The organism is Alkalihalobacillus sp. MEB130, from assembly GCF_032335535.1.
In the GTDB taxonomy this organism is placed as follows: domain Bacteria; phylum Bacillota; class Bacilli; order Bacillales; family Bacillaceae_D; genus Halalkalibacter.
The window spans coordinates 34,154-60,877 of sequence record NZ_JAOANA010000027.1; the positions used below are offsets into that span (position 1 = coordinate 34,154).

The 26,724-nt window shown below is 36.7% G+C and carries 27 protein-coding genes and 1 pseudogene; 8 read left to right on the forward strand and 20 right to left on the reverse strand.

Annotated elements, in window-relative coordinates:
• Nucleotides 1-54: 54 nt before the first annotated feature.
• Entirely contained in the window at nt 55-891 is an 837-nt protein-coding gene (locus N0O92_RS20540) for a helix-turn-helix domain-containing protein (protein ID WP_315616513.1), read from the forward strand.
• A 131-nt stretch (nt 892-1,022) separates the two neighbouring features.
• Here the strand turns inward: N0O92_RS20540 and N0O92_RS20545 are convergent, their stop codons facing one another.
• A complete protein-coding gene (locus N0O92_RS20545; RefSeq protein ID WP_315616514.1) occupies nt 1,023-1,184 on the reverse strand; it encodes a hypothetical protein in 162 nt (53 codons plus the stop codon).
• Nucleotides 1,185-1,196: 12 nt separating this feature from the next.
• Nucleotides 1,197-1,823: a TetR/AcrR family transcriptional regulator gene (locus N0O92_RS20550; RefSeq protein ID WP_315616515.1), complete on the reverse strand. Its 627-nt coding sequence runs from the start codon at nt 1,821-1,823 to the stop codon at nt 1,197-1,199.
• Nucleotides 1,824-1,986: 163 nt separating this feature from the next.
• On the opposite strand from N0O92_RS20550, the gene N0O92_RS20555 reads away from it, so the two are divergent.
• The 3 genes and pseudogenes from N0O92_RS20555 to N0O92_RS20565 all read left to right on the forward strand — a co-directional run bounded on the left by N0O92_RS20555 (nt 1,987) and on the right by N0O92_RS20565 (nt 4,260).
• Complete coding sequence (locus tag N0O92_RS20555; protein ID WP_315616516.1) at nt 1,987-3,450, forward strand: MDR family MFS transporter; 1,464 nt, start codon at nt 1,987-1,989, stop codon at nt 3,448-3,450.
• A 300-nt stretch (nt 3,451-3,750) separates the two neighbouring features.
• A pseudogene (locus tag N0O92_RS20560) lies at nt 3,751-3,825 on the forward strand (DUF6366 family protein); the annotation flags it as partial.
• A gap of 198 nt (nt 3,826-4,023) precedes the next feature.
• The gene (locus N0O92_RS20565) at nt 4,024-4,260 is read left to right on the forward strand and encodes a hypothetical protein (protein ID WP_315616517.1); all 237 of its coding nucleotides are present in this window, start codon (nt 4,024-4,026) and stop codon (nt 4,258-4,260) included.
• A 473-nt stretch (nt 4,261-4,733) separates the two neighbouring features.
• Here N0O92_RS20565 and N0O92_RS20570 read toward each other — a convergent pair whose 3' ends face one another.
• The 9 genes from N0O92_RS20570 to N0O92_RS20610 all read right to left on the reverse strand — a co-directional run bounded on the left by N0O92_RS20570 (nt 4,734) and on the right by N0O92_RS20610 (nt 13,128).
• Entirely contained in the window at nt 4,734-5,015 is a 282-nt protein-coding gene (locus N0O92_RS20570; protein ID WP_315616519.1) for a colicin immunity domain-containing protein, read from the reverse strand.
• An 804-nt stretch (nt 5,016-5,819) separates the two neighbouring features.
• Nucleotides 5,820-6,482, reverse strand: coding sequence for a hypothetical protein (locus N0O92_RS20575; protein WP_315616521.1), 663 nt, complete (start codon nt 6,480-6,482; stop codon nt 5,820-5,822).
• Between the two features lie 517 nt (nt 6,483-6,999).
• The gene (locus tag N0O92_RS20580) at nt 7,000-7,215 is read right to left on the reverse strand and encodes a hypothetical protein (protein ID WP_315616523.1); all 216 of its coding nucleotides are present in this window, start codon (nt 7,213-7,215) and stop codon (nt 7,000-7,002) included.
• Between the two features lie 177 nt (nt 7,216-7,392).
• On the reverse strand, nt 7,393-7,830 hold the full coding sequence (locus tag N0O92_RS20585; protein ID WP_315616525.1) for a hypothetical protein: 438 nt from the start codon (nt 7,828-7,830) through the stop codon (nt 7,393-7,395).
• A 138-nt stretch (nt 7,831-7,968) separates the two neighbouring features.
• Nucleotides 7,969-8,844, reverse strand: a complete 876-nt coding sequence (locus N0O92_RS20590; protein WP_315616526.1) for a GNAT family N-acetyltransferase — start codon at nt 8,842-8,844, stop codon at nt 7,969-7,971.
• Nucleotides 8,845-8,973: 129 nt separating this feature from the next.
• Nucleotides 8,974-9,531, reverse strand: a complete 558-nt coding sequence (locus N0O92_RS20595; RefSeq protein ID WP_315616560.1) for a GNAT family N-acetyltransferase — start codon at nt 9,529-9,531, stop codon at nt 8,974-8,976.
• Nucleotides 9,532-9,640: 109 nt separating this feature from the next.
• Nucleotides 9,641-10,141, reverse strand: a complete 501-nt coding sequence (locus N0O92_RS20600; protein WP_315616528.1) for a hypothetical protein — start codon at nt 10,139-10,141, stop codon at nt 9,641-9,643.
• A gap of 377 nt (nt 10,142-10,518) precedes the next feature.
• Nucleotides 10,519-11,448 carry an alpha/beta hydrolase gene (locus N0O92_RS20605; protein ID WP_315616530.1) on the reverse strand — a complete coding sequence of 310 codons (930 nt, stop codon included), beginning with the start codon at nt 11,446-11,448 and terminating at the stop codon, nt 10,519-10,521.
• 51 nt (nt 11,449-11,499) lie between these two features.
• Nucleotides 11,500-13,128 (reverse strand): flavin-containing monooxygenase, encoded by a 1,629-nt coding sequence (locus tag N0O92_RS20610; protein WP_315616532.1) that lies wholly within the window; start codon nt 13,126-13,128, stop codon nt 11,500-11,502.
• Nucleotides 13,129-13,539: 411 nt separating this feature from the next.
• Here N0O92_RS20610 and N0O92_RS20615 point away from each other — a divergent pair, with 411 nt between their 5' ends.
• The gene (locus N0O92_RS20615; protein ID WP_315616534.1) at nt 13,540-13,656 is read left to right on the forward strand and encodes a YjcZ family sporulation protein; all 117 of its coding nucleotides are present in this window, start codon (nt 13,540-13,542) and stop codon (nt 13,654-13,656) included.
• A gap of 177 nt (nt 13,657-13,833) precedes the next feature.
• On the opposite strand, the gene trhO is transcribed toward N0O92_RS20615, so the two are convergent.
• The 3 genes from trhO to N0O92_RS20630 form a co-directional block, all read right to left on the reverse strand.
• Nucleotides 13,834-14,805 (reverse strand): oxygen-dependent tRNA uridine(34) hydroxylase TrhO, encoded by a 972-nt coding sequence (gene trhO / locus N0O92_RS20620; RefSeq protein ID WP_315616536.1) that lies wholly within the window; start codon nt 14,803-14,805, stop codon nt 13,834-13,836.
• Between the two features lie 161 nt (nt 14,806-14,966).
• On the reverse strand, nt 14,967-15,215 hold the full coding sequence (locus N0O92_RS20625) for a YuzB family protein (protein WP_315616538.1): 249 nt from the start codon (nt 15,213-15,215) through the stop codon (nt 14,967-14,969).
• A gap of 105 nt (nt 15,216-15,320) precedes the next feature.
• Nucleotides 15,321-16,202: a pirin family protein gene (locus tag N0O92_RS20630; protein ID WP_315616540.1), complete on the reverse strand. Its 882-nt coding sequence runs from the start codon at nt 16,200-16,202 to the stop codon at nt 15,321-15,323.
• Between the two features lie 370 nt (nt 16,203-16,572).
• On the opposite strand from N0O92_RS20630, the gene N0O92_RS20635 reads away from it, so the two are divergent.
• A complete protein-coding gene (locus tag N0O92_RS20635) occupies nt 16,573-17,217 on the forward strand; it encodes a helix-turn-helix transcriptional regulator (protein ID WP_315616542.1) in 645 nt (214 codons plus the stop codon).
• 263 nt (nt 17,218-17,480) lie between these two features.
• Here N0O92_RS20635 and N0O92_RS20640 read toward each other — a convergent pair whose 3' ends face one another.
• Both N0O92_RS20640 and N0O92_RS20645 read right to left on the reverse strand, forming a co-directional pair.
• Nucleotides 17,481-18,008: a Rossmann-fold NAD(P)-binding domain-containing protein gene (locus N0O92_RS20640; protein ID WP_315616544.1), complete on the reverse strand. Its 528-nt coding sequence runs from the start codon at nt 18,006-18,008 to the stop codon at nt 17,481-17,483.
• Between the two features lie 85 nt (nt 18,009-18,093).
• Complete coding sequence (locus tag N0O92_RS20645; protein WP_315616546.1) at nt 18,094-19,326, reverse strand: benzoate/H(+) symporter BenE family transporter; 1,233 nt, start codon at nt 19,324-19,326, stop codon at nt 18,094-18,096.
• Between the two features lie 456 nt (nt 19,327-19,782).
• Between N0O92_RS20645 and N0O92_RS20650 the strand changes: the two genes are divergently transcribed.
• Nucleotides 19,783-20,463, forward strand: coding sequence for a hypothetical protein (locus N0O92_RS20650; protein WP_315616548.1), 681 nt, complete (start codon nt 19,783-19,785; stop codon nt 20,461-20,463).
• Nucleotides 20,464-20,640: 177 nt separating this feature from the next.
• Here the strand turns inward: N0O92_RS20650 and N0O92_RS20655 are convergent, their stop codons facing one another.
• The 4 genes from N0O92_RS20655 to N0O92_RS20670 form a co-directional block, all read right to left on the reverse strand.
• Complete coding sequence (locus N0O92_RS20655; RefSeq protein ID WP_315616550.1) at nt 20,641-21,666, reverse strand: LacI family DNA-binding transcriptional regulator; 1,026 nt, start codon at nt 21,664-21,666, stop codon at nt 20,641-20,643.
• Between the two features lie 82 nt (nt 21,667-21,748).
• On the reverse strand, nt 21,749-22,540 hold the full coding sequence (locus tag N0O92_RS20660) for an endonuclease/exonuclease/phosphatase family protein (protein ID WP_315616552.1): 792 nt from the start codon (nt 22,538-22,540) through the stop codon (nt 21,749-21,751).
• A 4-nt stretch (nt 22,541-22,544) separates the two neighbouring features.
• On the reverse strand, nt 22,545-24,197 hold the full coding sequence (locus tag N0O92_RS20665; RefSeq protein WP_315616554.1) for a PTS transporter subunit IIBC: 1,653 nt from the start codon (nt 24,195-24,197) through the stop codon (nt 22,545-22,547).
• A gap of 62 nt (nt 24,198-24,259) precedes the next feature.
• Nucleotides 24,260-25,909, reverse strand: coding sequence for a glycoside hydrolase family 13 protein (locus tag N0O92_RS20670; RefSeq protein ID WP_315616556.1), 1,650 nt, complete (start codon nt 25,907-25,909; stop codon nt 24,260-24,262).
• Nucleotides 25,910-26,150: 241 nt separating this feature from the next.
• Between N0O92_RS20670 and N0O92_RS20675 the strand changes: the two genes are divergently transcribed.
• Nucleotides 26,151-26,291 carry a hypothetical protein gene (locus N0O92_RS20675; RefSeq protein WP_315616558.1) on the forward strand — a complete coding sequence of 47 codons (141 nt, stop codon included), beginning with the start codon at nt 26,151-26,153 and terminating at the stop codon, nt 26,289-26,291.
• Nucleotides 26,292-26,724 lie beyond the last annotated feature (433 nt).

The following is a 26,724-nucleotide window of genomic DNA, read 5'->3' on the forward strand; positions in this document are numbered from 1 at the left end:
TTTTTGAAAGCGTAATCATATAATCGTAGAAAATAAGGTAAAAGGAGTGTTCAAATGATTCTTAATGAACCAGGAGTGATGAATGGTTCTCATTATTATTTTTTTACACCTTCTGAAACAATTAAAAAACTATACTATCACTTGATCTGCTGTGGCCATTATTATTGTAATGCAGACTACAAAATTAAACGGGACTATTTCCCTTACTTTTTATTAGTGTACATTCGAAATGGTGAACTCCATGTAAATTACCGTGACAAATCCGTAACAGCAAGGAAAGGTGATATTCTTTTACTGAACTGCCATGAACCTCACCATTATTACGGTTCAGATGGACTAGAGTTTCTCTATATCCACTTTGATGGACCAAATTCTCATGAATTATGCACCTATATCATTAAACAGCACGGTTTTCATTTTCAAAATAAACACAATATCGAGATAGGCAAACAACTTTACCAATTGATTTACACGCAATACATGGAACAAGATATGTCAATTTCTGAATCTACTTGTATGATTTATAACATGATTAACGGCCTTTCAATAAAACAAGAAAAACAACAAAATGAAACATCCCCCGTTGATCAAGCGATTCAATTTATTAAATCCAATATAGACCGGCAAATTACGCTAAAGGAAATTGCCAGCCATGTGAATTTAAGCCCTTTTTATTTTTCTCATATTTTCAAAGCTGAAACTGGATATGCTCCAATTGAGTTTTCAACAAAAAACAGAATCGACACGGCCAAACATTTATTAAAAACAACGTCACTCTCTATAGCTGATATAGCGTTCCACGTCGGATATAGCAGCAGCTCCGGATTTATTAACATTTTCTATAAAAAAGTAGGCTTTACTCCGACGGAATTTCGAAATCTTACTATATAGCTGTAAATAGCACACTAAAAGCATCCCTTATTTGAACTTGCCCCCTAATTGTTAGTTGTGTCTAACAAATTGGGGGGCAGTTCATTATTGGAATGCTTCTTTAACTAGCTTATAAAAAACTGGGAAACGAGTTATCTTTTCTCTTCTCGAACCGATCTGATCTGAACCTCTGCCCCGTATTCTAAACGAATGGTTTTTCTAGCATCCACAGGGGTTCTAGCCGTTACAGATTTAGTCTGTTTTTCTCCCTTTATTTCTATTTCCACAATAAAGCATTTTGAACCGCACCTCATGTAGCACCTTCTTTAATCGTCTAGTAACACTGATTTTATGAGAGGCATCATCATGGTATCGACGATTTGCTCTCCATAAGCACGGTCAAATGGTTTCCCTATAAATATCCCACGATACATAATTAAGGCTGGCCCCATATCCGTTAACAGATCCCATTCGGTCTCGGACCATGTATCATGATTCTTTATAAAAGGTTTTACAATTGATTCAATTGCATGTTTCGTACGCCAATAAAAATCTCTTTGAAGCTCTTGTTCTAATTGCTTATTAGAAGAAGCCGCTGCATGAATAGCCGTCATTGCGTTTTGATATCTATTGTTATCAAATTGAAAAATAAAAGTAAACATATTGATTAATTGATCACGCAACTCTTGATTGGTATCAACTCTTTCCCATAGCTTTTCAAAAGGGCAAATGAAAGCAGCTGCGTCAATGACCAGTTCTGTTTTGGAAGACCACCTTCTATAGATCGTCGCCTTCCCAACTTTTGCTTTTGCGGCTACCGCATCGATGGTTAACGCATCAAAGCCACTCTCTGCGAGTAAATCGAGAGTTGCTGTTAGAATCACTTCATTTCGAGACTTATCAAGAGGTCTCCCTCGTTTGCTTTCTTCTTGTTCTTGCTTTTGCATCGACATCGTGATTCACACCACCTTTCATCACATGTCCTTTACTCGTAGTGTATCATCGCTTCTGTTTTTTTACAAATACGAAACGGTTGCGTTTCGTATTTGATGGTGATAAGATAATTTAGCGAAACGAACTCGTTTCGTATTTATAGATTGAATGGAGGAATTATATATGGCTGTTATAGCTCAAGAAAGCAGCGCAGCAACTACGGAATCAAATCAACCGACGGGAAACGTGATTCCAATCATAGCTGTGCTACTTTCAGGTGCCTTTGTCGCCATTTTAAGTGAAACGATATTAAATGTTGCCCTGAACGCCATTATGGCTGATTTCGGAGTTGCTTCGAGTACCGTACAATGGCTCGTCACTGGATATATGCTTGTCATTGGTACGCTAGTCCCGATTTCTGCCTATTTCATGCAACGCTTTACGACACGCCAGTTGTTTATTGCTGCGATGTCCCTTTTTACATTAGGTACTCTGATCTCTGGTTTCAGCCCCGTATTTACTATCCTTTTAGTAGGCCGTTTAACTCAAGCCATCGGTACAGCGATCATGATTCCGCTCTTGATTAACATAATTCTGACCGTCATCCCAGTCGAACGTCGCGGTGCTGCAATGGGAATGGTTGGTCTTGTTATTATGTTTGCACCAGCTATTGGACCAACAGTTTCAGGTCTGATTGTTGAAAATTTCACTTGGCGTTGGTTATTTTACTTTATCCTTCCAATCGCTTTACTTTCCCTTCTGTTTGGAATGAGAGTACTAACGAATATTTCAGAGACTTCAAAACCGAAACTCGATGTGCTTTCGTTTGTTTTATCAACACTCGGTTTTGGTGGGATCGTCTACGGCTTTAGTGCAGCAGGTAAAGGAGATGCGACTTTTGCTGATCCGGTTGTCTTCTCAACTTTACTGGTTGGCTTTGTGGCACTCGGTCTATTTAGTTGGCGCCAATTAAGGCTTGAAACACCACTGCTTGATATTCGCGTTTTTCGTTATCCTATGTTTCTACTAGGACTCGTCCTCGTCATGCTCGTTATGATGACCATGTTTGCAATGATGCTCGTTATGCCGATTTATATGCAAGGTGCGTTACTATTCAGTGCTGTCTTAACCGGGCTCATTATGTTACCGGGTGGGTTACTGAACGGGGCAATGTCACCTTTTATGGGCCGCCTATTTGATAAATTTGGACCGCGTCCTTTATTAATTCCAGGTACAATCATTCTTGCTGCAATTGTCTTTACTTATCGTTACACCGTTCCTGGCATTCCGGTTTGGATCGTTATCATCCAACAAGCCATCCTGATGATTGCCGTTGCCATGATCATGATGCCTGCACAGACAAATGGATTGAACCAAATTCCTTCAAAACTGTATCCGCATGGCACAGCGATTATGAATACGTTAATGCAAGTATCTGGAGCGATCGGAGCAGCATTGTTTATTTCCGTCATGGAGACAGGACAGCAAAGCTATTTATCTAGCAATAACATTGTTAATCCGACGGGAGAAGAGATGATTGCTGCTCTAACTTATGGATCTCAGCAAAGTTTTTCAACTGGTTTTTATTTAGCTTTGGCTGCAGTTGTATTGGCCCTCCTTGTTCGTAGAAGTAAACAAGCGGTATAAATTGATATCGGGGTCCGTGTTCATTAGTAATATCCCCACCAAAAGAAACGCATTGGCTTGAAGCCAATGCGTTTCTTTCATTTTGATTTCACGTAGAATCGTCTAACCAAAAGACAAATCAGTCTTCTGGTTAAAGGATCGAATTACAATGAATCCAGTTTACCTTTACAAGCTCGTCATCTACTAAAGAAAGTCTCTTTGCACTTCTTCCTCCGTTAAATGATTTCATGTCGTGAAGGGAAAGAAACTCCAGAAAGACTTATAGAAAGAATAAGACAAGAGGATTGAAAGAAAAATCAAACTGGTAATATGAGTGATCCTCTTAATAGGGCGAACAGTGATGGTCTTGTAGATTTAGTTAACAGCTTAGGTTGAAAAGGAACAGAGATACTTATTCTTGTAATCATACTTGGCTTTATCACAGTATCATTCTTCTTCAACTAACGAGAGCACTCCTTCCACAAGGGATGCTTTTTTCTTTACGAACGAAAAGGAGAGAAATTGTTGGAAATTAGGATAAAGCGAAACCTTATTTTTTGTTGTTCGTATAAAAATTTAAGGGAGTGAGAAAAATTGAAAAGATATATTGTATTTATAGTTAGTTTTGTTCTGCTATATATAGTCGTACAAATTTTATCAGGTTGGGTTCTAACAGCTTTCTATACACCTGATTTACCTTTAACGAACAACAATGTAAGTCAAGAAATAGGATTTGGGCAGACTTCAATAATTCCATTGCTGGCAACTTTATCAATCGCAACTTTAGCTTACTTTATGTCTCAAAAAATATTTGTAACGAGTACAAAATAACACTATTAACGGGGCAATGCTTAACAAGGCATTGCTATTTTTGTTGGTCATGTTTTTTTATTAAACGAATGCTCCCTATAGTTGATTATATATAGAAATAGATTCACTTGATTAATCAAATTAAAACTGTAAAAATTCTAAATTGAAATAGGTATTATATATTATTCATCAGCAATTGTAGCAGTTCCATCACTGTACATGCTAAAATCCGATCCGTTTTGTCCTTCATCGACTTTATGAAGGACACTCGCCCCCCCATTTCTAATCGGGCTTGTCCTTCATCAGCTTTATGAGGGACTTTCCCACCGGATTCATCACTGTTTTTGTCTTTCATTGGCTTTATGAAAGACACTTCCCCTGCATTTCTTCCGGTTTTGTCTTTCATTATTTATAGAATTGGCATTTAGCTTATTCCAAACTTCTGGTCGTTAGCTTTCGTACATTCTTTCACTACCCCATCCCGTAAATAACATTTAAGGGTTATTCAATAAATTATTTAATTTAATTAACGCTTCACACACTTCTTTTCTTAGTTGTTGTTCGGATATGTCAAAAGCAGTTTCTTGTCCATAATGACATTCATGCCAATAACAATCAACTGCTTCAAATACCCTATTTAAGATTTCAAATAGGGCGTTATCCATTCTTTCCGTCTCGTTTTTAAATGTTTTCAGATAGGCACGTTCAAAATCCTCAACATTTATTACATCATCTATAAAACCCTTCATTAACATTTTATACTTATAAGCAAGCATTTCATTACCCCATTTATAAATTTACTTTCAATCCATGATATTCCTACTCGTTAGCGCAATAAGTCAATTAAGCTGCCATTAATTGAAGAGTTAACTTATTACCACCATATCTCGTCTATTTTCCAGCCGTTTTCTTCAATCATTACAAAGCTATATTCTCTACATTCATCATTACTAACCATAATATAATTGAGTATAATTTTATTTTCTTCTTTTGAAAAACTTCGTAATTTCTCTATTCCCGATCCTGAGCAAAAGACATAAAAAGCAGCAAAAACGACATTGTGACCAAATAAACTTTATTGCATACTTCATTCTACCAACCACCAAAACTATTTTTGTACTACTCGATTAAACCACCAGTATCCAAAAATTGTAAACGTGTTTTTTGATTAACTGGATTGTTTTTCCTGTTTTGTAGTTGTTGAAATTGAATTACTCTGTTACTTGTAATATGATGGTATAAATTTTCAAATAGGAGTTGTTGGCGTGAGTTTTATTCAAAAACAGGGGAGTGACTGAAAGTAAAAGAATAATAAATTAGGTCGACATATTTCTGGACAATTAGTTTACCCTAGAATAGTTCCTCGTTTGTCTCAACATTCAAAAGTAAGTGGATAAGACTTTCGTAATATGGAAGAAATTCTTCATTTTTGATTATCGTCAAAATTTCTTCCTTACTTGCTCATTTCACGTTTGGACCTCTTCATACTGTAAAGTGAGCATGGATAATTGCAAACCTTCGTTCGGCTAACATCCCGTAAATAAAGCGATAACCTTTGTTAAGCTATCGTACCTGTTCGCTCAATATTCAATGTTACCCTTAATGTCATATTTTGTTTTATCTACTCTGATAGATACTTCTGTATGAGTATAAGTCATTGAGAAGTTACTAGGTTTCTCCAAATAATAGTTACCTTCTTCTGTTTCGATTATAAAATAACGAGTTAATATGTTGGGACTACCATCGAGATAGAGAGTACCGTCAATTAAAATGTTAAAATGATTGTCTCCTGAATAATGAATATCAATACTCATAGTCTTATGCTCTCCTTTCTCTTTCGCTTCATCTAATAGAATAGAAAAATCATACGCCTTAAAAACATTGGTTAGTGCAGTTGAAACATAGTTTTCATCTAATTTTTGAAATGTACGATATAAATCTTCTAAATGAACTATTTCTTCATTGGTCAATATTGGTTCGACTCTCAATAATTTATTATAAAGAGTTTGATGGTAAATTAAATCATAATAATGAGTTGAGAATTCTATTCCATATTTAGTAACGTTTGCAACTTTCTCATCAGTTGGATTTTCCATAAACTCATTGACTGCCATTTCATATTGGTTAAAACTTTTAATACCCTCTGGAAAAGTAATATCAATACCTTTTGTTCTTCCCTGCAACAAAATTATTATAATAACAGCAATTACAAATATAATTGACCTTATCAAATATCGCTTCACATTTTCTCTCCTTACACTATTTCATTTATTAAAACACTTGAACATCTTGTAGTGTGTAGCCTATATTTCTACTAACAATTTCTATTTTGTCATCTTGCTAACCGCCCAATAGCTGAAGAAGCGACAGCCCTGTTCTGGTATCGCTACCGTTAGTAATATAAAAGAAAATATTTCTGGTTGACCTTATTTTTATGGTCGAATGATAGCGGTAGTCGGGGGAGAATGTCCCTCCCGTTGGACTCGAGAAAATCTTATCGTAAAAGTTTTAGTATTCAACATACTATCGAAGGATTGGGGAACCTAGTAATACTAATTATTAATTAAAATTCGATGCAACGTTTTTCTCGTAAGAAGTAGAGTATGAAAGAATGAACAAGACCCTATAATACCAACAAACATATAAAAAACGCTATTCCCCCATTCGTTGTTAATAATTGAAATATAAAAGTAGTAATTAAAAAAGATACCAGCAAACGCGTATAAAATTAAGGCTAAAGGATAATATGCTATTTCCTTTTTAAATTGTAGTTGTTGCAGTATTCTCTCGACAACCAGCGAAGACCCAATACCACCTATTAAAAAAAGGCAATGAGTATTTAACAAAAATAATAAATAAAGACGAAAGTGTAAACCCTTCTATTTGTTGGAAAGGAATATCTAGTAATAAAGACAACTCCAACGATATAATTATCGTACAAATCAAAGCAGCGGTTACAATTTCAATAATCTTCAATTCGCCACCTCTTTTTCAAATACTATTATTGCTTTTTCTTCAATAATCCTGCCTCGTTTGTTATATAAGGTAGGTAAATGAAAACCTTCAATAATATAAGCTTCAATAGTAAAGCGCTGCCTACTACTGCTTCAAAAAACGCTACCCTTTAGCTTAACCACCCGTTTGTTCATTAAATTACTCACTCGTATAATGCAATTCAAATGATTCTTCATAGTCATTCCATTTAACATTTACTGTGATAACTTCATTCTCACTTACCTTTGCTCCATTTTCCGTACTTCCTATACTCTTAAATGTGACCTCTGTGGGTGGTTCATTGAATTCTCTTGTACCACCTGCTCCTCCAGCAGAGGTTTCATAATAATATTCAAGGGATTCTAACGAAGAAAGGTCATTTAAAGACCCTTTGTATGTTAATACAAATTCATCGCTATTTTCGTTAGCGTAGTTGGTTCTTCCATCTTTTTCTTCCCATATTTCTGTTCCGCGAAAAGAAAATTCAGCTTCCCAATATTCACCTTCTCCATTGTATGTATAATCATAGTGTTTTTCTTCACCTGAACACGCTGTTAAAACTATCATTACAAATAATATTGTGAGTATTTTTTTCAATTTAACCGCCTCCTCAAATTATGGCTTACTAACTATCAAATACCTTTATGACTTTTAATTGAATGATTCTGTCACGTTAAATCAACAAGAAAAAGGTGATATCCTTTAGTAAGATCACCTTTGTTAGCTTACTAACTTTTATAAATCTTTAGTGAAAAAGCATAACTCATGTTTCTGTTGGAACCCTATTTTTTTATACAAATTTATAGCATTTTGATTACTTGAATTAACACAAAGTGTAATAGAATCGATACTTTCAATAGTGAAAAGCCATTTTAGAGCTACGGTTAATAGTTCTCCTCCTATTCCTTTTCCTCTCTCACTTTCTTTAACAGCGAAAAATTCAATACTTGCTTCGCCATAAACTGGGTCAGCCTCTACATAAATATAGCCACATAATTGACCGGCATTTATGCTAATAAAAACTTTTCTATTCTCATTAAGTCGGTTAATGATTTGTTGACCATTATAATACGTATTAGGAAAAGAGTTATTATGGAGTTGTACCATTTCTACATAATATTCTTCAGTTAATTCTAAGAGAGAAACCTTTTTTAGTTCCTTTACTTTATTTCGAGGGAATTTCAATATTGTTTGATCACAGTGTCTATTAAAAGAAAGGCCTTTAGCGAGTTGCAAAACTTTTTTGTTTTCTTTATTTGGAAAAAGACTAATAGTCTTTATTTCTTCAGGTAGTAATTCAATCATCATTTTCCACATGCTAATCACAATGTCCCACTTATGTTCTTTAATAAATGGTCCCCAAACTTCAGCACTATTGTTCTCAAGGTCTGCATCAAATCCTAATACACCAACTAGTCCTCCTTCATCATACACTGTAAAAAAACTTTTATTGTAAGGAATATCTGTGAGGTCTTCTCTTAATGAATGAGCTATTTCTAACCAATCTTGACCACAGTAGCCAATATGTGATCTTTCAGTTTTGTTCATATCTGAAATGAATTTAGCAACACTATCAACCTCTTTATTCTTCATTAAAGCTATTTCTGTCATACCATAACCACCTCCCACTTCACTTTCATTATTACTGAATATTTAATATTAGATAAAATACCAGTTTTTTAACTCTTCTGCTCTATAGCAACATAGCGACAGTCCATTACCAGATTATGAAATCGCCCTTTAAATTACAGACTCCTTTGTTACATTGAATTGTTCCCACTCGTCTCTTAATAGACCCATTCTGATAGAGTCATAATATTCTCCATTATAGTAACGACATTTTCTAAGTCTAGCTTCCAATGTCATTCCTAGCTTTTCTCCTACTTTGACCATTCTATGATTACCCGACCATGTGGTGAATCCTACTCTAACTAGAGGTATTGTGTTAAATAAATGGTTAATCCATAACGTAAGAGCTCTAGTCCCAATTCCTCCATTCCAATATTTTCGATCATATATGCCTATACCCATTTCAAGCCAATTTGAAGGTTTGTGTTCCCAATAGTAACTAACCGTCCCTATAATGTTCCCGTCTACTTCTATAATCCAATAATCATCTTGATAAACAAGGTTATCTTTATTAGTTAAATACTTCTCATAGGAAATTGACTTATGTTCAAAATAAGGAGCATCCCACTTTTTCCATTCAGGTGACTCTTCTTTATAGGTTAACTCCCAAAGAGCGTATAAATCATCTGTTGTTACTGGTCTTATCTTTAAATCTCGATCGCTATACATAATAAACATAAACCTCTCTTTCGTTATTTTCTAAACAATTCTATCGTTAATAGAAAATTTCCCCTTTCACCTTCCTGTTATTTAAATATAAAAATAAATAGCATCTAATTTATGACCATTTGTCTCCATCATCAATCCATTGATTGTTTTTTAAGTCATAAGATTTATAGTCATCCGAGAAAACAAAATACAAGGGTATATCGATTGAACTTCCATCTGCTTTTTTCCAACATTCTAAGAACCAATCAGTAAATGCTTTTTGTTCTTGTACAGCTAAAGTTTCTTCGTTCTGCTCGTAAAAATCAAAAAAATCATTTAGCTGAATTTCGTTTAAGTGATAATAAGCCACTTCTGGAAGTACCTCGATACTACCAGCAAAAACCGTATTGTCTATTCCATTATAGAAAACTTCGTTGGCTTCCTTATCCATCGAAAACAATCTAATGGCTAATTCAAATCTGGTAGGCTCAATGAATGCGGAGAAATCGAGCAAATCTATATTTTTGGAAAAATTATATGTACCGACTTTTTTTAAGCTTTCTACTAATATGTCCGACTGTTTATCAAGATTAGATTTAATTGAATTAATATAGCCATCAACTGATACCATAATTAAAACCTCCATTTTATTAAACTAACGCTCCAGTTTGAGTGTATTCCTTCACAATCTGTTGGATGTACTTACTATGAAAAAGCTCTGTTATTGAGATTATTCTTTCTTTATATATCACTGGTGTGCAGCTCAACTGCTTCTTCGTTGAATAGCACGGAATACTTTATATAATTTTAACATTAATTTCCTTTTAATTGGGTGAATTAAAAAAAAGCGTTCCTGCCGTTATGGTAGGAACGCTCCACGTTATCTATACCTATAAAAAGACCAAATCATTACGATTTGGTCCTGAATTAATAGTGCTATTTATCGTTTTCTCTCCCTAAACCAACCCCGTTCCTCAAAATAAAATGCCTCTCCTGTCATATTTCCTTCTACTTATCAAAAGCCCTTCTCAACGCTGACGCTGCTTGCTCAATGCATTTCTTCCCTTGATCAATAACACCTGGCATCCAGAAAAAGCCGTGGATCATCTCATCGTAACGCGATTCTTCCACTTCTATACCAGCTTCTTTCAATCGTTTTGCATATGCCTCTCCTTCGTCACGCAGTGGGTCATATCCAGCTGTGACGACTAAAGCTGGAGGCAATCCACTAAGGTCATCTGCTTGTAGAGGTGAAGCATACGGATTTTTGCCATCTTCTTCATCACGTAAATAATGATTCCAGAACCAAATCATCGAATCCCTCGTCAATAAATACCCATCTGCATTTTCTTTGTAAGAAGGTGTTTCATAAGAATGGTTCGTGACTGGATAAATCAGCATTTGATAAGCTAAAGAGAATTCGCTTTTATCTCTAGCCATTAACGATACGACCGCAGCAAGATTTCCCCCTGCACTATCACCTCCAACAGCAACACGTGTTGGATCAACCTGAATTGACGGACCATTTTCTACTACCCATTTTGCCGCAGCGTAGGCATCATCAATCGCAGCTGGAAACTTATGCTCAGGTGCAAGCCTATAATCAACTGAAACAACCACGCAGTTTGCACGTTTGGCTAAAAGACGACAAGGAACATCCACCCCATCAAGGTCACCAATGACCCAACCACCACCGTGGTAGTACACTAAGGCTCCAAATGGACCTTCTCCTTCAGGTGTGTAAATCCGTACAGGAATATCTGCAGCAGGACCTGGAATGGTTCGATTCTCTACGTTACCCACCTCTTCTGCCGGTCCAGCTAAAGCGGTGAAATCAGCTCCAGCTCTAGCTTCTTCTGGTGTTTGCTCGTGCATAGGCGGTGCCCCTGCCAACTCCATTTGTTCTAAAATAAACTTCGCTTGAGGATCAAGACCCATCATAAAAACCTCCTTATATTTTAAAATGATAACGCTTTCAAAAATGTCTTTTTAAACAGATTTTAACGTGAAACCTTCATACCCCTTTTCTGCTACATCATCACAAATTTGACGATACGGGCCATATCCTCCAACATAAATTTGAAATCCGCCTGGTTTCCCTTTTATATTTGCCCCTGTATACCAAGAATCCGTTTTGATATAAAGCGTTTGATCAGCTAATTCTCTACAGTGCTTACTCCAATCATCTTCTGCCTTCACATTCGCTTCTATCACCTCAACTTTTTTCTCTTGTAGATATGCAATGCAATCCATTACCCAATCAACATGCTGTTCAATTGCGGCAGGCATATTTCCAAGAACAGAAGGGCTTTCTGGGCCTGTGAGCATGAACATGTTCGGGAAACCAGCCGTTGCTAATCCGAGGTAGGTTCTCGTCTTCGCACCATTTTCCCACTTTTCTTTTAATGAGATTCCATCTCTTCCACGAATATCTATTTTAAAGAGTGAACCCGTCATACCGTCAAAGCCTGTAGCAAATACGATTGCATCAAGCTCATATTCTCCCTCTTTTGTTCTTATTCCTTTTGCTGTGACTTCTTCTATTGGCGCTTTTTTCACATCGACTAAGTGAACATTTTCTCGGTTATACGTTTCAAAATAGTCCGTATCAATAATCGCTCGCTTTGTTCCATAATAATGAGTTGGAGTAAGCGTCTCAGCCGTCTCAGGATCGTGAACAATTTCGCGTATCTTTTCGCGTACGAAGTCCGCTACTAGTTTGTTTCCTTCCTCATTTATTATAAGATCATTATAGGCAAACAAGATATGCCAACCACCCTTTTCCCATGCTTCCTGTAAAACTCTTTGCCGTTCTTCAGGAGTATCATCGAGAATAGAGCGCTCTCTATATTGAAATGCCATTCCAGCAATGGACTCTTGCATTTGCCGTCTAATTTCACTATAGTTTTCTTTGGCCTTTTTAAGATATTCCGGATCATATGGATGGTTTTTGGCTGGCACACTAAACTGAGGTGTTCTCTGAAAGACAGTAAGATGCGCTGCTTCTTTGGCAATAACAGGGATAGATTGAATACCACTTGAACCTGTTCCGATCACTCCAACTCGCTTCCCACTGAAATCAACTTTCTCGTGTGGCCAATGTCCGGTATGATACCAGTCCCCTTCAAAACGATCCAACCCTTTTACATCTGGTAGATTTGCAGTAGAGATACAACCGACTCCTGTAATGAAGTATTTTGCTGATACCTTCTCCCCTTGGTCCGTTTCAATGTTCCATCTACTAGATTCCTCATCATAATAAGCAGATTTCACACGTGTATTAAACTGAATGTTAGGACGCAATTCAAATTTATCAGCAACGAAATTTAGGTAACGCAATATTTCTGGCTGTTCTGGATATCTAGATGACCAGGACCATTCTTTATAAAGCTCTTCTGAAAACGTATAATTATAGAAGAGACTTTCCGAATCACAACGCGCACCAGGATAACGATTCCAATACCAAACACCACCGACACCACTAGCAGCCTCGTAAACTCTTGTTGATAAGCCAGCCTCACGCAGACGATAAAGCATATACATCCCAGAAAACCCCGCACCAATGACTACCGCGTCAACAACTTGTTCGTTATTTTGATTATCTTGAGAACACCCCATAGTCTACCTCCCTTATTTTCCCCTCTCGAAAAGACAGCGCTTACATTTTTTTGTGAAGTAACTACCATTTGTAAAGGTTGAAAGGTTGAAAGATTCACAGTGTCATTGGACAGCTACCAACCTTCAACCTCAATATATGAGATAGTTTCCTTCTTAGAACTATTTTTTTAATTCAAATGGGACAATATTTTTCTAAAATTAAGAGACTATCCCAATGTATTTCCAGATTTGCGAGCTACACTATATAAAAATTACCTTGTACTTGAAAAACTTTTTATAAATTGAATAAATCCATAACTTCGCCTAAAAATACACGATCTAGAAACACAACTGAACCAAAAATGAAAAGTTACATATGATGCTACTGTGAAATTGAATAATTTCATTAATAAAAGTTAAGGAGTTGTTACAATGGGTGCAGGTGTTGGAGGAGGAATTGCTTTAATCTTAGTCTTGTTTATCCTTCTAGTTATTATTGGTGCAAGTTGGATGGGTACTGGCTACGGCGCTGGATATGGAGCGTATTAATATAATAAAGGGGCCGTTATCCGGCCCTCTCTTCTTTAAAAAAAACATAACCATTAGTTAGTTGAGCTTTTTCACAAATGATCTTTAATTCGGTATTAAAACTGATAGCTTTAGTACAAAAAAAACCTAACCAGACAAGACCAATTCGGCTTCTAGTTAGGTTGGAATAACAATACCTTATGATTGTTCTACCTTTACAAACTCCTCACCTAACAGAGCAAGTCTGTCTTTCACTTCTTCCTCTGTTAGATTGTTTTCCTTTACATAACGATTTCTTTCATGCACCCTGCACTCATGTGTACATCCACGCAAATACTTATGTTCGCTCTCTTCTGAACATAGGATTTTCTTATTACATTCAGGATTTCCACAGTTTACATAGCGCTCACACGGTTCACCTGTAAAGTGATCTTTACCCACTACTACGTGTTCCGTTTGGTTAACTGGTACGCTGATGCGCTCGTCAAAAACATAACATTGACCGTCCCATAACTTGCCTTGAACTTCAGGATCTTTTCCGTACGTGACAATCCCTCCGTGCAATTGTGACACATCCTCAAAGCCTTCTTTTACTAACCAACCTGAGAACTTCTCACATCTGATTCCACCCGTGCAGTACGTTAAAATCTTTTTGCCTTCGAATTGATCCCGGTTTTGTTTAATCCAATCAGGAAGTTCACGGAAATTGGTAATTTCAGGCTTGATCGCTCCTCTAAAATGACCGATTTCGTACTCGTAATCATTTCTAGCATCGATGACAACCGTTTCTGGATCTTGCATCGCTTCGTAAAATTCTGAAGGATTTAGATAGTTCCCTGTTAATTCAAGTGGATTAATGTCATCCTCTAGTCGAAGGGTAACAAGTTCTTCACGAGGTCGTACGTGCATCTTTTTAAATGCATGAGTATCAGCTTCATCTACTTTAAACACCATATCAGCAAAACGAGAATCTGCCTTCATCACTTTCACATATTCTTCAGTCTGTTCCACTGTTCCTGACACCGTTCCGTTTATTCCTTCTGGAGCTACTAAGATTCTTCCCTTTAACCCCAACTCGTTACAAAATTCCAAGTGATCCGCAGCAAATTTCACTGGATCTGCAATATGAACATACATGTAATATAGCAATACTCTATATGGTTTATTCATTTCAAACTCCCACCTACATTTATAGTAAAAGACCACTTTATCTATATTAGTCTTTCTTATCTGTACTATTATTATATTAAAAAGTATAAAAACAATAGTAATTACAACATATATTCATAAAAAATGCAATCTATTAGATAAAATATAGCTCTTCAGACGTATCATCCCATTAACACAGCTAATTCTTCCTTAATATTATCTCTAATTTTCTCCAGACACTCTACCGTTGTTTTAGCAAAGATTCGTTTCCCATTTACTATTGCATAAGGCCTTTTTGCACACATCCCACAGAAGGATAAGCAGCTACTTTCAATAACAGCAACTTCTGGGAACTCTGTTTCAAGTATATTTTCTACATCTATCTCTGTAATTAAACTCCCATCACAAATCTCCACAACGACAATTCCCATTCCTCTTCCCCCTTTCTGTAACATGTAATTTAGTTTTCATTTTTGCAAAAAAAGAATGACTAAATACGACTCAACTGAATCACATTTAGCCATAAACTGCTTATATTAAATTGCAGGCGGTCCAAACTTACCATCATGGTAATCTTTATACGCCTGTCTGATCTCTTCCATTGTGTTCATCACAAAAGGTCCATAAGGGACGATCGGCTCTTTTATCGGTGTACCAGAATAGATCAACACTTTGGAACGTCTGCTATTGGATTGAATGGTGAATTCGCTTTTCTTTGATCCCTCTCCATCATCTTTATACGTTAAAGTGGCAACCCCATGCTTGGTCAAATTAACAGCGTTATCCTCTGGTCCAAAAGTAAGATCCCCAGATAACACATACAAGAACGAATTATGGTTCTCCGGCAAGGTATGAACATACCTTGCTCCTTTTTCAAGGTTAATTTCCGTTAACGTAATGGGAACAATAGAATCAAGTGGCCCTTTTATGTCTCCAAATTCTCCGGAAAACACCTTGACTGTACCCCCATCGATTTTCAAGACCGGAGCTTGTTCAGCATAAATGTTCTGATACGATGTTTCGGTCTTTCTTAAACTTTTCGGTAAGTTCAGCCATAATTGGAGTGTATGGGCAATGTCATCTTCGATCCCTTCTTCAGCGTGTCTCGCTGCCCACCCTGCATTCATATATTGCACGTCACCAGGCTCTAAAATATCGCGTCCTCCCCCGTTATCAATATGTTCCAACCTTCCATCAATAAGATAAGTAATTGTTTGAAACCCACGGTGAGGATGATCGGAAAACGCTCCTTTTTTAAACCAGTCTTCAGCCATCAAAATAAACGGATCAAAATCAGCCCACCGATCTACTGGCAATACCCAGCCTTTCTGAATAAAAGGAAAGGAAGCCTGCTCATACTTCACGTACCAATGGTCTTTCACTGTTCGTTGATAAATTGTAATATCATTTGACCCCATTTTTATCACTCCTCATGAGATAAAATTTTTTCTTATCTAAATGCCAGTTGAACATTCCTATCCTTACTATCCGTTAAAACTAACATCTAATACACACTTTGTTGCTATAGCAACTTTATAATCAGTCCTGTTTATCCAAATAATACAACCGTTACACTATCACTCATACTAAACTACTTTTTATACCAAAATATATAAAAACTATTTAAAAGGATAGACTACTCTAACTAAAGATGCAAATCATTAGCTTTAAATTTAATAATAATGCCCATAACCCTTATTATTCCCTTTTTTTATACTATCAAGTATAATTAACTCCCAAAAAAAAAAAAAAAAAAAAAGAATCCTAGATGAAGAATCGAGGAGACTGATGAGTTCAACTAAGAAAACGACAAAAGAGAAAATACTAGAAGCGTTAAAAATAAATGTATCATTAACAGTAATGGATCTAACTTATCGTTTAAACATAACCCACATGGCAGTAAGAAAACACTTAAGCGCACTTGAAAAAGATCAATTAATTCAATCAAAAGAAGTAAAACAGCCGATAGGCAGACCGCTCCAATTGTATACGCTCTCTTCCAAAGGTGAGAGTTGGTTCCCAAATAACTATGAAGGAATTAGTGTTGAACTTCTTCATGACATTCAACAACTATACGGAGAAGAATCTATTGAGCACTTGTTTAAAAAAAGAGAACAGAGGCTAACATCCGAATACAAAAAACGAGTCCAGGAAAAGACTAAGCCCGAAAGGATTTATGAGCTCGCTACCATTCAAAATGAAAAAGGCTATATGACCGATGTGAATCAAATCGATGACCAAACGTATGAATTAATCGAACACAATTGCCCTATATTTACGATTGCCAATGAATTTAAAACCGCTTGCCATTTTGAAACCGCGATGTTCAAAAATGTAGTTGGAACTGAAGAAGTCAACAGAGTAAGCTGTAAAACAGCGGGAGACGATCATTGTAAATTCCTCTTTAAAGTTGAGAAGGAGGACAGACTTTAAGTGTGTCCTCCTTTTTCTACTTTTTATTGGGCTTCCTTTACAGAGCCTAGCTGTTTTATTTCCTCAAAACTCCTCCTCTACATTTTTCAAGAATCCTAACTCCTTTTGTTTCCCCAAAATTCCTCTTCTACATCTTTTCAGGAATCCAAACTCCTTTTGTTTCCCAAAAATTCCTCCTCTACACCTTTCCAGGAATCCAAACTCCTTTTACTTCCCAAAAACTCCCCTCTCCAACTTTTTCAGGAATCCATCCCGCTTTCACCCTAAAAACAACTCTCATCCATCCACTTCATCGTCTCCTCAATACCTTTGTTATACGGTGTGCGAGGCAATGAATGAATGTTGGTTTCATACTTCTCCCCACTAAGAACAACTGGCTGTTCTGTTAAATACATCATCTCCACCAATTCCTTCATAAAAGGTGAGAAAATTCCCATGAAGCGAATCACCTTGCTTGATACAGGCCTAACCGCTTTTTTGTAGCCAGTAATGTCTCTAATAATACCTATCAATTCTTCTCCTTTGATTGGGTGTGCTGATGGTATGTTCCAATTTTGATTGTACGTTTCTTCACGAAGTGCTAGTTCGACTAGCACTTTTGCTCCATCCAGATTATAGAGATATTCTCTACCTACAGTTAGATTTCCAACAAAGTTAGCTTTTTTATTTTTAGCGACGTTTTTTAGAGTTTCGTGGAGAATGGTATTTCCACAATTGGGCCCATATAGGTCAGGCATATGAACAATTAGTGCTGGCACGTCACTTTCCAATAAACGATTTTCCATGACCAATCTTATTTTTCCTTTTTTCGTATGAGGCTCCTTTTTCGTCTCCACCCTATACATGACATAAGTCTTTAAATAAAATTAAATTCACCTAAGCAGCCTTTGTTTCTTTGGAGTCTTTCCTTGTATCTTTTTCAATAAATCTTGTGATAAATGTACCTATTAACAATGCCCACACCGGGGCGCCGACATGAAAGACCGTAATATTTGAGACAGCAATAATAAACGAGAAAGCAGCACCCAATTTCATGGTAGGGTTTGAAAAACTAAGATATAAACTATTTGCAAACACACCGATTAAGGCAAATCCAATTAAAATCGATACAAAGGCTTCTGGCAACGAAGAAATTAACGGAACTAATTTATAAGAAAAAACCCCAAATAAAATAGTGATAACACCAGAAACAACAGCCCCCATATATCTCTTTTCTCTTGGTCCTGCTTCTTTGTCAGCACAAATTGCTGTCATCATTCCGGCTACATTAGCCGATTGTCCACCAAAAAAACTCGTAATCATAGAAAAGATCCCGCTTGATGAAATAATTCGGTTTACTTGCGGACGGAATTTATTTTGTTCTAAAGCCCCTATCCCTACTGCTGCATCATTACTTAAAATTAGCAGAGCCAACGGAATAGAAACAGAAAGAAAACTTAATAGATTAAAAGCAGGTAATTGAACTATTGGAAAAACAAAAGCTGTTTGTACGGAGTCAATCGTTAGCGTTTGCGTAAAAAAAAGCATTATAAATGCAGTTGTAATCGCTGCTAACATCGGTGGGATTTGCTTCAACCATTTGCTCACCATAAGGTAGACAAGAAGAGACACTCCCCCAATCCCTGCCAACTGCTCAACCGAGCCTATAAAGTCCACCATATATTTCAAGATCATGCCTGCTAGCATCGCCGAAAGGACTTCTCTTGGAACATAGTGAATGAGTTTTCCAAATAATCTAAAGTACCCAACCACAAAGATTAACAGGCCTGAAAAAAGATAGGCACCTAATAGTTCATAATAAGTAAATTGGGATGTTACAGTTGCTAGAAAGGCAAGTCCGGTTATGGTGTGCCCCCCCACGATTGGGATGCGGTAATATAGCGGGAGCAAAATACTATAAACTCCACCCATAACATAAATCGAAAACACCCAAAGAATGGTCTGTGTCATTGTGAAATTCCCATTATCTGCCGCTTGAAGTAGTAGTACTGCCGGTCCTGTCATGACAAGTAAACTCGCTACAAGCCCTGCTGAAACATTTTTATAATTTAGATCTTTTAGAGGGTTAGTGTCTCCCCTCTGACCCAGGAGTCTTCTAAATATGTCCATTCTCGCTCACCTTCAATTTTATTAGTCTCTACAATTCTTCAATTATACACCTTTCTTAAATGACTTGTACTCTTAAATCACCCTCTAATTTTGAATTTTTAGTTTTTTATATAATCCCATGATCGAAAATGGTAAAATAAGGAGGAAGTAAATTTGTTACTCGTACTGATGATAGATAAACTTTTTTTGACTTTTAAGTTGACTTGAACACTCTGACTAAAGAGTGACTTTAACGAGATTTATATAATTAAAAAGCCTAGGGGGGGATGAGATATTAAAACGTACATATACACGCTTATTAGTGCAGCAGTTGCTATTCTCATTATACTTTCTGCAGTAAACTATTTTCAGGTTAAGCGCATCGATCAACAGCTTCATGCACTTGATAGTTTGCAAAGTAACATTCAAGAAATCTCCAATTCCGTTTATACTGTTTCTTCTCAAGTGGATATGAAAATGGATGAATTTTTACAAGAACAATTATGGATCATGAAAAAAGAATATAAAATAATGAATGTTGATATTGAAAATAACACTATTAATGTACTATTAGAATGGGGCGTGCGGGAGCTTTCAGAACAGGAAGAACTATCATTTATGTACCGAGAGGTCGATTCCAAAGATTGGACTGAACTGGAAGTAACGAAGCGGAACGGATTAAATTATTCTCTTGAATACACTTTTCCTTTAAAAGGCAACTATGAAACTCAAATACTTGCCACCTCAACAACAGGAAAACGAAGCGAGACCTTATTAAATTTAGAATTTAAGAACCTACTTGATACTCGAATTACGACAGATGCTTATTTGCATTATAGCGGAAATGGATCTGTTGATTTCAACGTGAATATTCACAATTTCATTGAAGGAGAATTAAACCTGACAGGTTCCAAAGACACCTTCAAAATTAAAACAGCTAAAGCCCTTTTATACGTAAATGGTAATATAAACAGAGAGTTTGATATATTAGCTAACGGTCAAGATTATCATAGTGACGAATACAGCGAATATGTGAATTATCATAATTATGTTGATTTAGGCGAGGTTCAGGAGTTGCATGAGGTTGAACTTCGAGTCATCGTTGAAGATGGTTTAGGCTTAACGTACGAAACAATCGCAGAAGCTATGCAGTATTAATGTCACAAGTCCCATACACAATCCCCCTTGTCTCCAAGCGACTTACTCTTATGTGAGTCGCTTGGAGACGATTTTTCTCTCTAGTTATTAAGTGCTACGCTATCACACTTTTTCTAAGAAGCATCAACAACCCGATTCATAATGTTTGATTGAGTGAAAAAGCTCAAGGAAAAACCATCATCCCTTGAGCGCTTTACATGAACTTCTCTTAATAATGTTATACGGAACCGTTACTCGATTAGGTGGTATGTCTGGCTGCTGAATTTTTTCTATTAAACATCTCGCCGATTCATAACCTAATTGATAAATATTAATATCAACAGAGGTAAGAGGTGGGCGTGACATTTCTGCTAAAAGTAAATTATTAAAACTGATGATTGAAATATCCTCAGGAACTCGTACCCCCATCTCATCTAGAGTATGAATCATTCCTAATGCCATTAAATCATCCGAAACAACAAGAGCGGAAGGTGGGTTTGGTAAAGATAGCAATTCAGCAATGGCTTGATGTCCGCCTTCTTTCATAAACTCTTCGTAGACGATGTATTCTTCTTGAATAGTTAAACCCGCCTCTCGAATCGCTGACTCAAATCCACGCTGACGATCCACTGTTACAATCAAGTCACGATTTCCACCGACAAACCCAATTCTCTCATGCCCTAGGCGTATGAAATAGGATGTAACATCGTAAGTAGCCTTGGCATTATCGTTATCTACATATGTAATAAGCTCGGGATGATCATAAGGCTTCCCTACTAACACAAAAGGAAAATCTTTTTCTAGTAGAAAGTTGGTCACTTTATCGTTTTTTCTTGAATAAAGCAAAATAACCCCATCTACTCGACCACTTTGAACCATTTTCACCGTTCCATCGTATATCTCTTCTTCTGTTTCTCCAGTAGAAATATGTAGGGCATATTCCATTGTATGAGCAAACTTACTAATCCCTCGGATGACCTCAGGAAAGAAAGGATTTTGAAATACTTTATCTGTTGAATTAGGCATAACGAGTCCAATCGTTTGTGTGGAACGATTCACTAAGCTGCGCGCTTTAAAATTCGGCTGATACCCTAGCTCTTGCATTACTTCTCGGACTTTTTCTTTTGTTTTTTGACTGATTCTTGGGTTATCTGCAATGACTCGCGAAACAGTCGAAGGAGTTACATTGGCAACGCGAGCTACATCTTTAATTGTAATTGGCATTTAATCACCTCTTATCAATTAGTATAGCATCTAAGCAAAAAGACCGCTTCCTTTTAAGCGGTCTCTTCTAATTATTATGAATTTAAACCAAAATCTCCACTTCTACACCAAAATGATCGCTAATCACAGGCTTGTTTTCTCCATTAAACACAACAGCTGAATTTTTCACCTGTAACCGTTTGTTTGTAAAAATATAATCAATCCTTAAATCTCTCTTGTTATCATCCCAGCCCGTTATTTTTCCATCAACGGTTATGCCACTGTCTTTTTCAAGCGCTAACTCATACGTATCACGATAGCCTTTGTTTAAAAGATAATGATACCCTTCTTCTTGAATCTGTGCTGCATTATTAAAATCTCCCATTAAAAACACAGGTTCATGATCTTGAACATACGAGCATAAGGCATCCGCTTGCCCAGTGAAAGGCTCCTCTTCATCTTGCCACCAGCCAAGATGACAAGAATAAAAGGACATAGGTTTATTTTGATAAAGGATTTCTAATCCAACAATTCGTCTTGTTTTAAAATTAGCTGGATCTTTAGATTGAGACACAACAAAAGAATGTGTTTTTCGAATGGGATGTTTGGTTAAAAGGGCCACCCCTTCTTCATAAACATCAAAGCCAATATGAGCAAAATCCCAAACATAATGATAGTCCGTGACTCCCAGAAGATGTAACTCTTTTATTAATAGAAGAAGATAATTATCTTCTTTTAACTGGTCATCTACTTTTTTAGCTTCCATTAATTGACTGACCTCTTGCAAAGCAATCACATCATACGAGCGCTCTGCAATTGTTTCAGCTAGAATTCTAATTTTTTCTCTTTGATTTTCTTCTTGCCAGGAATGACAATTTAACGTTAGTACTTTCATGTTGTTATGCTCCTAACCGATCTTGAATATCTGATTTTAACACATCAGCTTTCGGACCATATATCGCCTGAACTCCTTTATCTTTTAGGATCAATCCTAATGCGCCATTTTTCTTCCATTCTGCTTCTGAAGCTACAGCTTCTGTCGTTTTAACCGTCACACGAAGGCGTGTCATACAAGCATCGACATCCTCTATATTCTCTTTCCCACCTAACAACTCAATGATAGTTGCAGCTAGTGAATCCGCAGACGTACCACCTTTCGTTTGTACCGTCCCTGTTGTTTGGGATCCTGTTTCTTCTTCAATATAGTTCCCTAAACGTCCAGGAGTAGCATATTTAAACTTCTTAATCATAAAGTTTGCAACAAAAAAGTTTAATCCAAAGAAAACGAAACAAGCGATTACAAAATTAACTAAGTCTAACCAGAGACCTGCACGTATGATCATTGGCGTTCTCGTCAAAAGTTCAATCACACCAAAAGCATGTACACGAATATCAATGAGATCAACCACCGCAAATGCAAGCCCTGTCATAATTGCGTAAGCAACATACAATACCGGTGCAACAAACATGAACATAAACTCAATAGGCTCCGTTACCCCAGTTAGAAAAACAGCAAGCCCCGCTGAGAGAAACATCGATTTATACTTCGTACGTTTTTCTGGATCCACATTTCGATACATAGCCACTGCAATACCTAATAAGGCAGCACAAGAAAGAATCATCTGACCGACTTTAAATCTAGCTGGAACCACTTCTGCTAATAGTTGAGAATAAGCGGCCATATCTCCAGCTGCACGCAAATTGTTTAAATCCGCAATCCAAGCTAACCATAATGGATCTTGCCCTGCAACGATCTGCCCTGCATTTGACCCAGTTAAAATCGTGTACGTCCCACCTAATTCCGTGTAATTCATTGGAACGGTTAACATATGATGAAGTCCAAATGGCAATAGCAAGCGCTCTAATGTTCCAAATACAAATGGAGCGATAATAGGAGCCGTATCCCTAGAAGTCGCGATCCAGCGACCAAAGTCATTTAAATATCCTTGAATTAATGGCCACACAAATGATAAAACAATCGCTGCTACAATCGACCAAACGATAACGACAAATGGCACAAAACGTTTGCCGTTAAAAAACGAAAGTGATTGTGGTAGCTTGCTATAATTATAGTATTTATTAAAAATGGTCGCTCCGAGAAAACCAGAGATAATTCCAATAAACACACCCATATTTAAAGCCGGAGCACCTAAGACCCCTGTAAAATAATCTTGAACAAGTAACTCACTGCCGAATAAAGAAGGAACGGTGGAGCCACCGTCTCCTAACATCTCATTATTGACTCCGAAAATCGCACCCGTGATGCGATTAATTAAGATAAAGGCGATTAGAGCAGCAAAAGCTCCCCCTGCTCGTTCTTTCGCCCATGATCCACCAATGGCGACAGCAAATAGTACATGTAAATTCCCAATAATCGCCCAACCAATCTCCTCTACAACAACAGCAGTTGTCTGCACAAGGGCAAAATCAACGTCAACCATCCCTATAAGCTTTCCAATGGAAATCATTAAACCCGCTGCAGGCATAACAGCAACAACAACGAGCAAAGCCTTTCCAAACTTTTGCCAAAAATCAAATGAAGTTATTTTCATTTTAAACTCTCCTCTACAGTCTACTGAGCAAACGTTTGCACAAAGTAACAAAAAATACGTTATTATTCTCGTACCCTATACACTCTGGTTTCATAAGGTTGTAAGATCTTTTCCTGATTATCCTCATAATTGCTAAGGACTATTTCCGCCGAACTAAATCCACTAGGTAGCAAAAAGTCAGCTTCTTTCGCGAACAAATTGGTTACAATGACAAAAACTTCATTTCCCCATGTTCTTGTATAAGCATAAATGCTTTTGTCAGATTTAAGGATCAATTTGTACTCACCATAAATTAACGTAGGATTTGATTTCCTAAGGGTAATTAACGATTTATAAAAATGATAGATTGAATGTTCATCTTTAATTGCGTTTTCTACATTTATGTCACGAAAGTTTGGATTTACTTTTAGCCACGGAGTGCCTGTTGTAAAGCCAGCATTTTCTTTTTCACTCCACTGCATCGGTGTTCTCGAATTATCTCGGCCGTTCTTCCATATCACTTTCATAATGTCATGATGCGGCGTTCCCTTTTCACTTTCTTCACGATATAAATTTTTGATAGCGACATCATTATAATCATCAATGGATGGAAATTGAACGTTGGTCATCCCAATTTCTTGACCTTGATAAATGAACGGTGTCCCTTGCATGAGGAAGTAAAGAGTAGCAAGCGCTTTTGCCGATTGTTCCCTATATGTTTCACTATTTCCCCAAGTGGAAACGGATCGCGGTTGATCATGGTTCTCTAAGAATAATGCATTCCAGCCCATATCATGTAATCCCGTTTGCCACCTCGATAATGTTTCTTTTAAAGAAGCTAGATCGAGGACTCCTTCTGTACTTTTCCCCCAAAGATCTAAATGCTCAAATTGAAAAATCATGTTAAACCAACCATTCTCTTCTTCGACCCATTTTTCTGCTTGGTCTGATTTGACTCCATTCGCTTCTCCAACGGTCATTATATCATACTTAGCAAACGTCTCTTTTTTTAATTCATCTAGAAAAAGATCGATCCCCTTTTGATTCATATGACCATCAAAGGATGGAACATAACGCTTGTTATCAGGATTTGGCATATTTGGGAATCCCGGTGATTTTTTAATATGAGAAATGGCATCAACACGGAACCCATCGATTCCTTTGTCTAACCACCAATTGACCATTTCATATAATTCTTTTCGAACCACAGGATTTTCCCAATTTAAATCAGGCTGTTTTTTGGAGAACACATGCATGAAATACTCTTTTGTCTGTTCATCATATTTCCATGCTGATCCGCCAAAAATAGATTCCCAATTATTCGGTTCTTGTCCATCGTCCCCAGGATGCCAAATATAGTAATCTCTATATACACTTTCTTTTGAGGAACGTGATTCAACAAACCAAGGATGTTCATCTGATGTATGATTGATGACTAAATCCATAATTAATTTCATTCCACGTTTATGTACTTCTTTTAAAAGTTCATCAAAGTCTTCCATCGTTCCAAAATCACTCATGATGCCTTTATAATCACTTATATCGTAACCGTTATCATCATTAGGCGAAGAATAAATAGGACAAATCCAAATGACATCGATTCCAAAATCCTTTAAATAATCAAGCTTTGAAATTATTCCTTTTATATCACCAATTCCATCCCCATTTGAGTCCATAAAACTACGAGGATAAATCTGGTAGACAATCGCTTCTTTCCACCATTTCTTCTTCATGATAAAAACTCCTTATCTATCAATTTACATTTCTAAAGTAACATAGGTTACAAACTTGCGCAACCGTTTGCACAAATGTTTTTTCCTTTCTTATAAAAAAGGTACCGAAATTAAAGTGTTCTCATTTGTTTAGTTATTAATCCTAACGACTAAACAAATGAGAAACTCGACAGGTAATGGATCTGTCGAGTTTTTTTATGAGAACGTAACCGCAATTATTATAAAAAATGTGGTGAGATGAGTGGCAATTACCGTCACGAATCCCATTGATGCACCAGCAGCACAAAAACAAAACATGAGACTGATGATGTTTATCGTTGGAATTTTAGGGTTAACGTTCTGTATTATAGAAAGGTCATTAAAGAAGCTTTGTAAACTTTGAGTGAAGTTTGAATATATGGGTGACGTGAAAGACAGGAGGAGGAATCGTAAAAGATGCCCTCTCATTATGCTCATTTATCATGCGGAAAAACATGATGAAGGACAATCCACTCTACTTTCGATTGGCTTTTGTCCTTCATCTGCTTTATGAAAGACAGTTCCTTCTTATTTTAGCTAACATTTGTCTTTCATCGGCTTTATGAAGGACAGTTCCTTCTTATTTTAGCTTGCGTTTGTCTTTCATCGGCTCTTTGAAAGACATTTCCTTCTCATTTTAGCTAACATTTGTCTTTCATCGGCTTATGAATGTAAATGTCAAGCTAACGATGTACATTTTTGATCATTTAAGAATGTACAAAATTAATCATCATCTTTTTCTAAGTGGTCTTTAATTCTGTATGATGGACCAATAATGTTAACGACTGTTGCATGAT

What these genes read in the sequence shown, in the direction of transcription:
- N0O92_RS20540 (WP_315616513.1), top strand. Translation starts at nt 55, where the DNA reads ATGATTCTTAATGAACCAGGAGTGATGAATGGTTCTCATTATTATTTT.
- N0O92_RS20545 (WP_315616514.1), bottom strand. Translation starts at nt 1,184, where the DNA reads ATGAGGTGCGGTTCAAAATGCTTTATTGTGGAAATAGAAATAAAGGGA.
- N0O92_RS20550 (WP_315616515.1), bottom strand. Translation starts at nt 1,823, where the DNA reads ATGTCGATGCAAAAGCAAGAACAAGAAGAAAGCAAACGAGGGAGACCT.
- N0O92_RS20555 (WP_315616516.1), top strand. Translation starts at nt 1,987, where the DNA reads ATGGCTGTTATAGCTCAAGAAAGCAGCGCAGCAACTACGGAATCAAAT.
- N0O92_RS20570 (WP_315616519.1), bottom strand. Translation starts at nt 5,015, where the DNA reads ATGCTTGCTTATAAGTATAAAATGTTAATGAAGGGTTTTATAGATGAT.
- N0O92_RS20590 (WP_315616526.1), bottom strand. Translation starts at nt 8,844, where the DNA reads ATGACAGAAATAGCTTTAATGAAGAATAAAGAGGTTGATAGTGTTGCT.
- N0O92_RS20595 (WP_315616560.1), bottom strand. Translation starts at nt 9,531, where the DNA reads ATGTATAGCGATCGAGATTTAAAGATAAGACCAGTAACAACAGATGAT.
- N0O92_RS20600 (WP_315616528.1), bottom strand. Translation starts at nt 10,141, where the DNA reads ATGGTATCAGTTGATGGCTATATTAATTCAATTAAATCTAATCTTGAT.
- N0O92_RS20605 (WP_315616530.1), bottom strand. Translation starts at nt 11,448, where the DNA reads ATGGGTCTTGATCCTCAAGCGAAGTTTATTTTAGAACAAATGGAGTTG.
- N0O92_RS20610 (WP_315616532.1), bottom strand. Translation starts at nt 13,128, where the DNA reads ATGGGGTGTTCTCAAGATAATCAAAATAACGAACAAGTTGTTGACGCG.
- N0O92_RS20615 (WP_315616534.1), top strand. Translation starts at nt 13,540, where the DNA reads ATGGGTGCAGGTGTTGGAGGAGGAATTGCTTTAATCTTAGTCTTGTTT.
- trhO (WP_315616536.1), bottom strand. Translation starts at nt 14,805, where the DNA reads ATGAATAAACCATATAGAGTATTGCTATATTACATGTATGTTCATATT.
- N0O92_RS20625 (WP_315616538.1), bottom strand. Translation starts at nt 15,215, where the DNA reads ATGGGAATTGTCGTTGTGGAGATTTGTGATGGGAGTTTAATTACAGAG.
- N0O92_RS20630 (WP_315616540.1), bottom strand. Translation starts at nt 16,202, where the DNA reads ATGGGGTCAAATGATATTACAATTTATCAACGAACAGTGAAAGACCAT.
- N0O92_RS20635 (WP_315616542.1), top strand. Translation starts at nt 16,573, where the DNA reads ATGAGTTCAACTAAGAAAACGACAAAAGAGAAAATACTAGAAGCGTTA.
- N0O92_RS20645 (WP_315616546.1), bottom strand. Translation starts at nt 19,326, where the DNA reads ATGGACATATTTAGAAGACTCCTGGGTCAGAGGGGAGACACTAACCCT.
- N0O92_RS20650 (WP_315616548.1), top strand. Translation starts at nt 19,783, where the DNA reads ATGGATGAATTTTTACAAGAACAATTATGGATCATGAAAAAAGAATAT.
- N0O92_RS20655 (WP_315616550.1), bottom strand. Translation starts at nt 21,666, where the DNA reads ATGCCAATTACAATTAAAGATGTAGCTCGCGTTGCCAATGTAACTCCT.
- N0O92_RS20660 (WP_315616552.1), bottom strand. Translation starts at nt 22,540, where the DNA reads ATGAAAGTACTAACGTTAAATTGTCATTCCTGGCAAGAAGAAAATCAA.
- N0O92_RS20665 (WP_315616554.1), bottom strand. Translation starts at nt 24,197, where the DNA reads ATGAAAATAACTTCATTTGATTTTTGGCAAAAGTTTGGAAAGGCTTTG.
- N0O92_RS20670 (WP_315616556.1), bottom strand. Translation starts at nt 25,909, where the DNA reads ATGAAGAAGAAATGGTGGAAAGAAGCGATTGTCTACCAGATTTATCCT.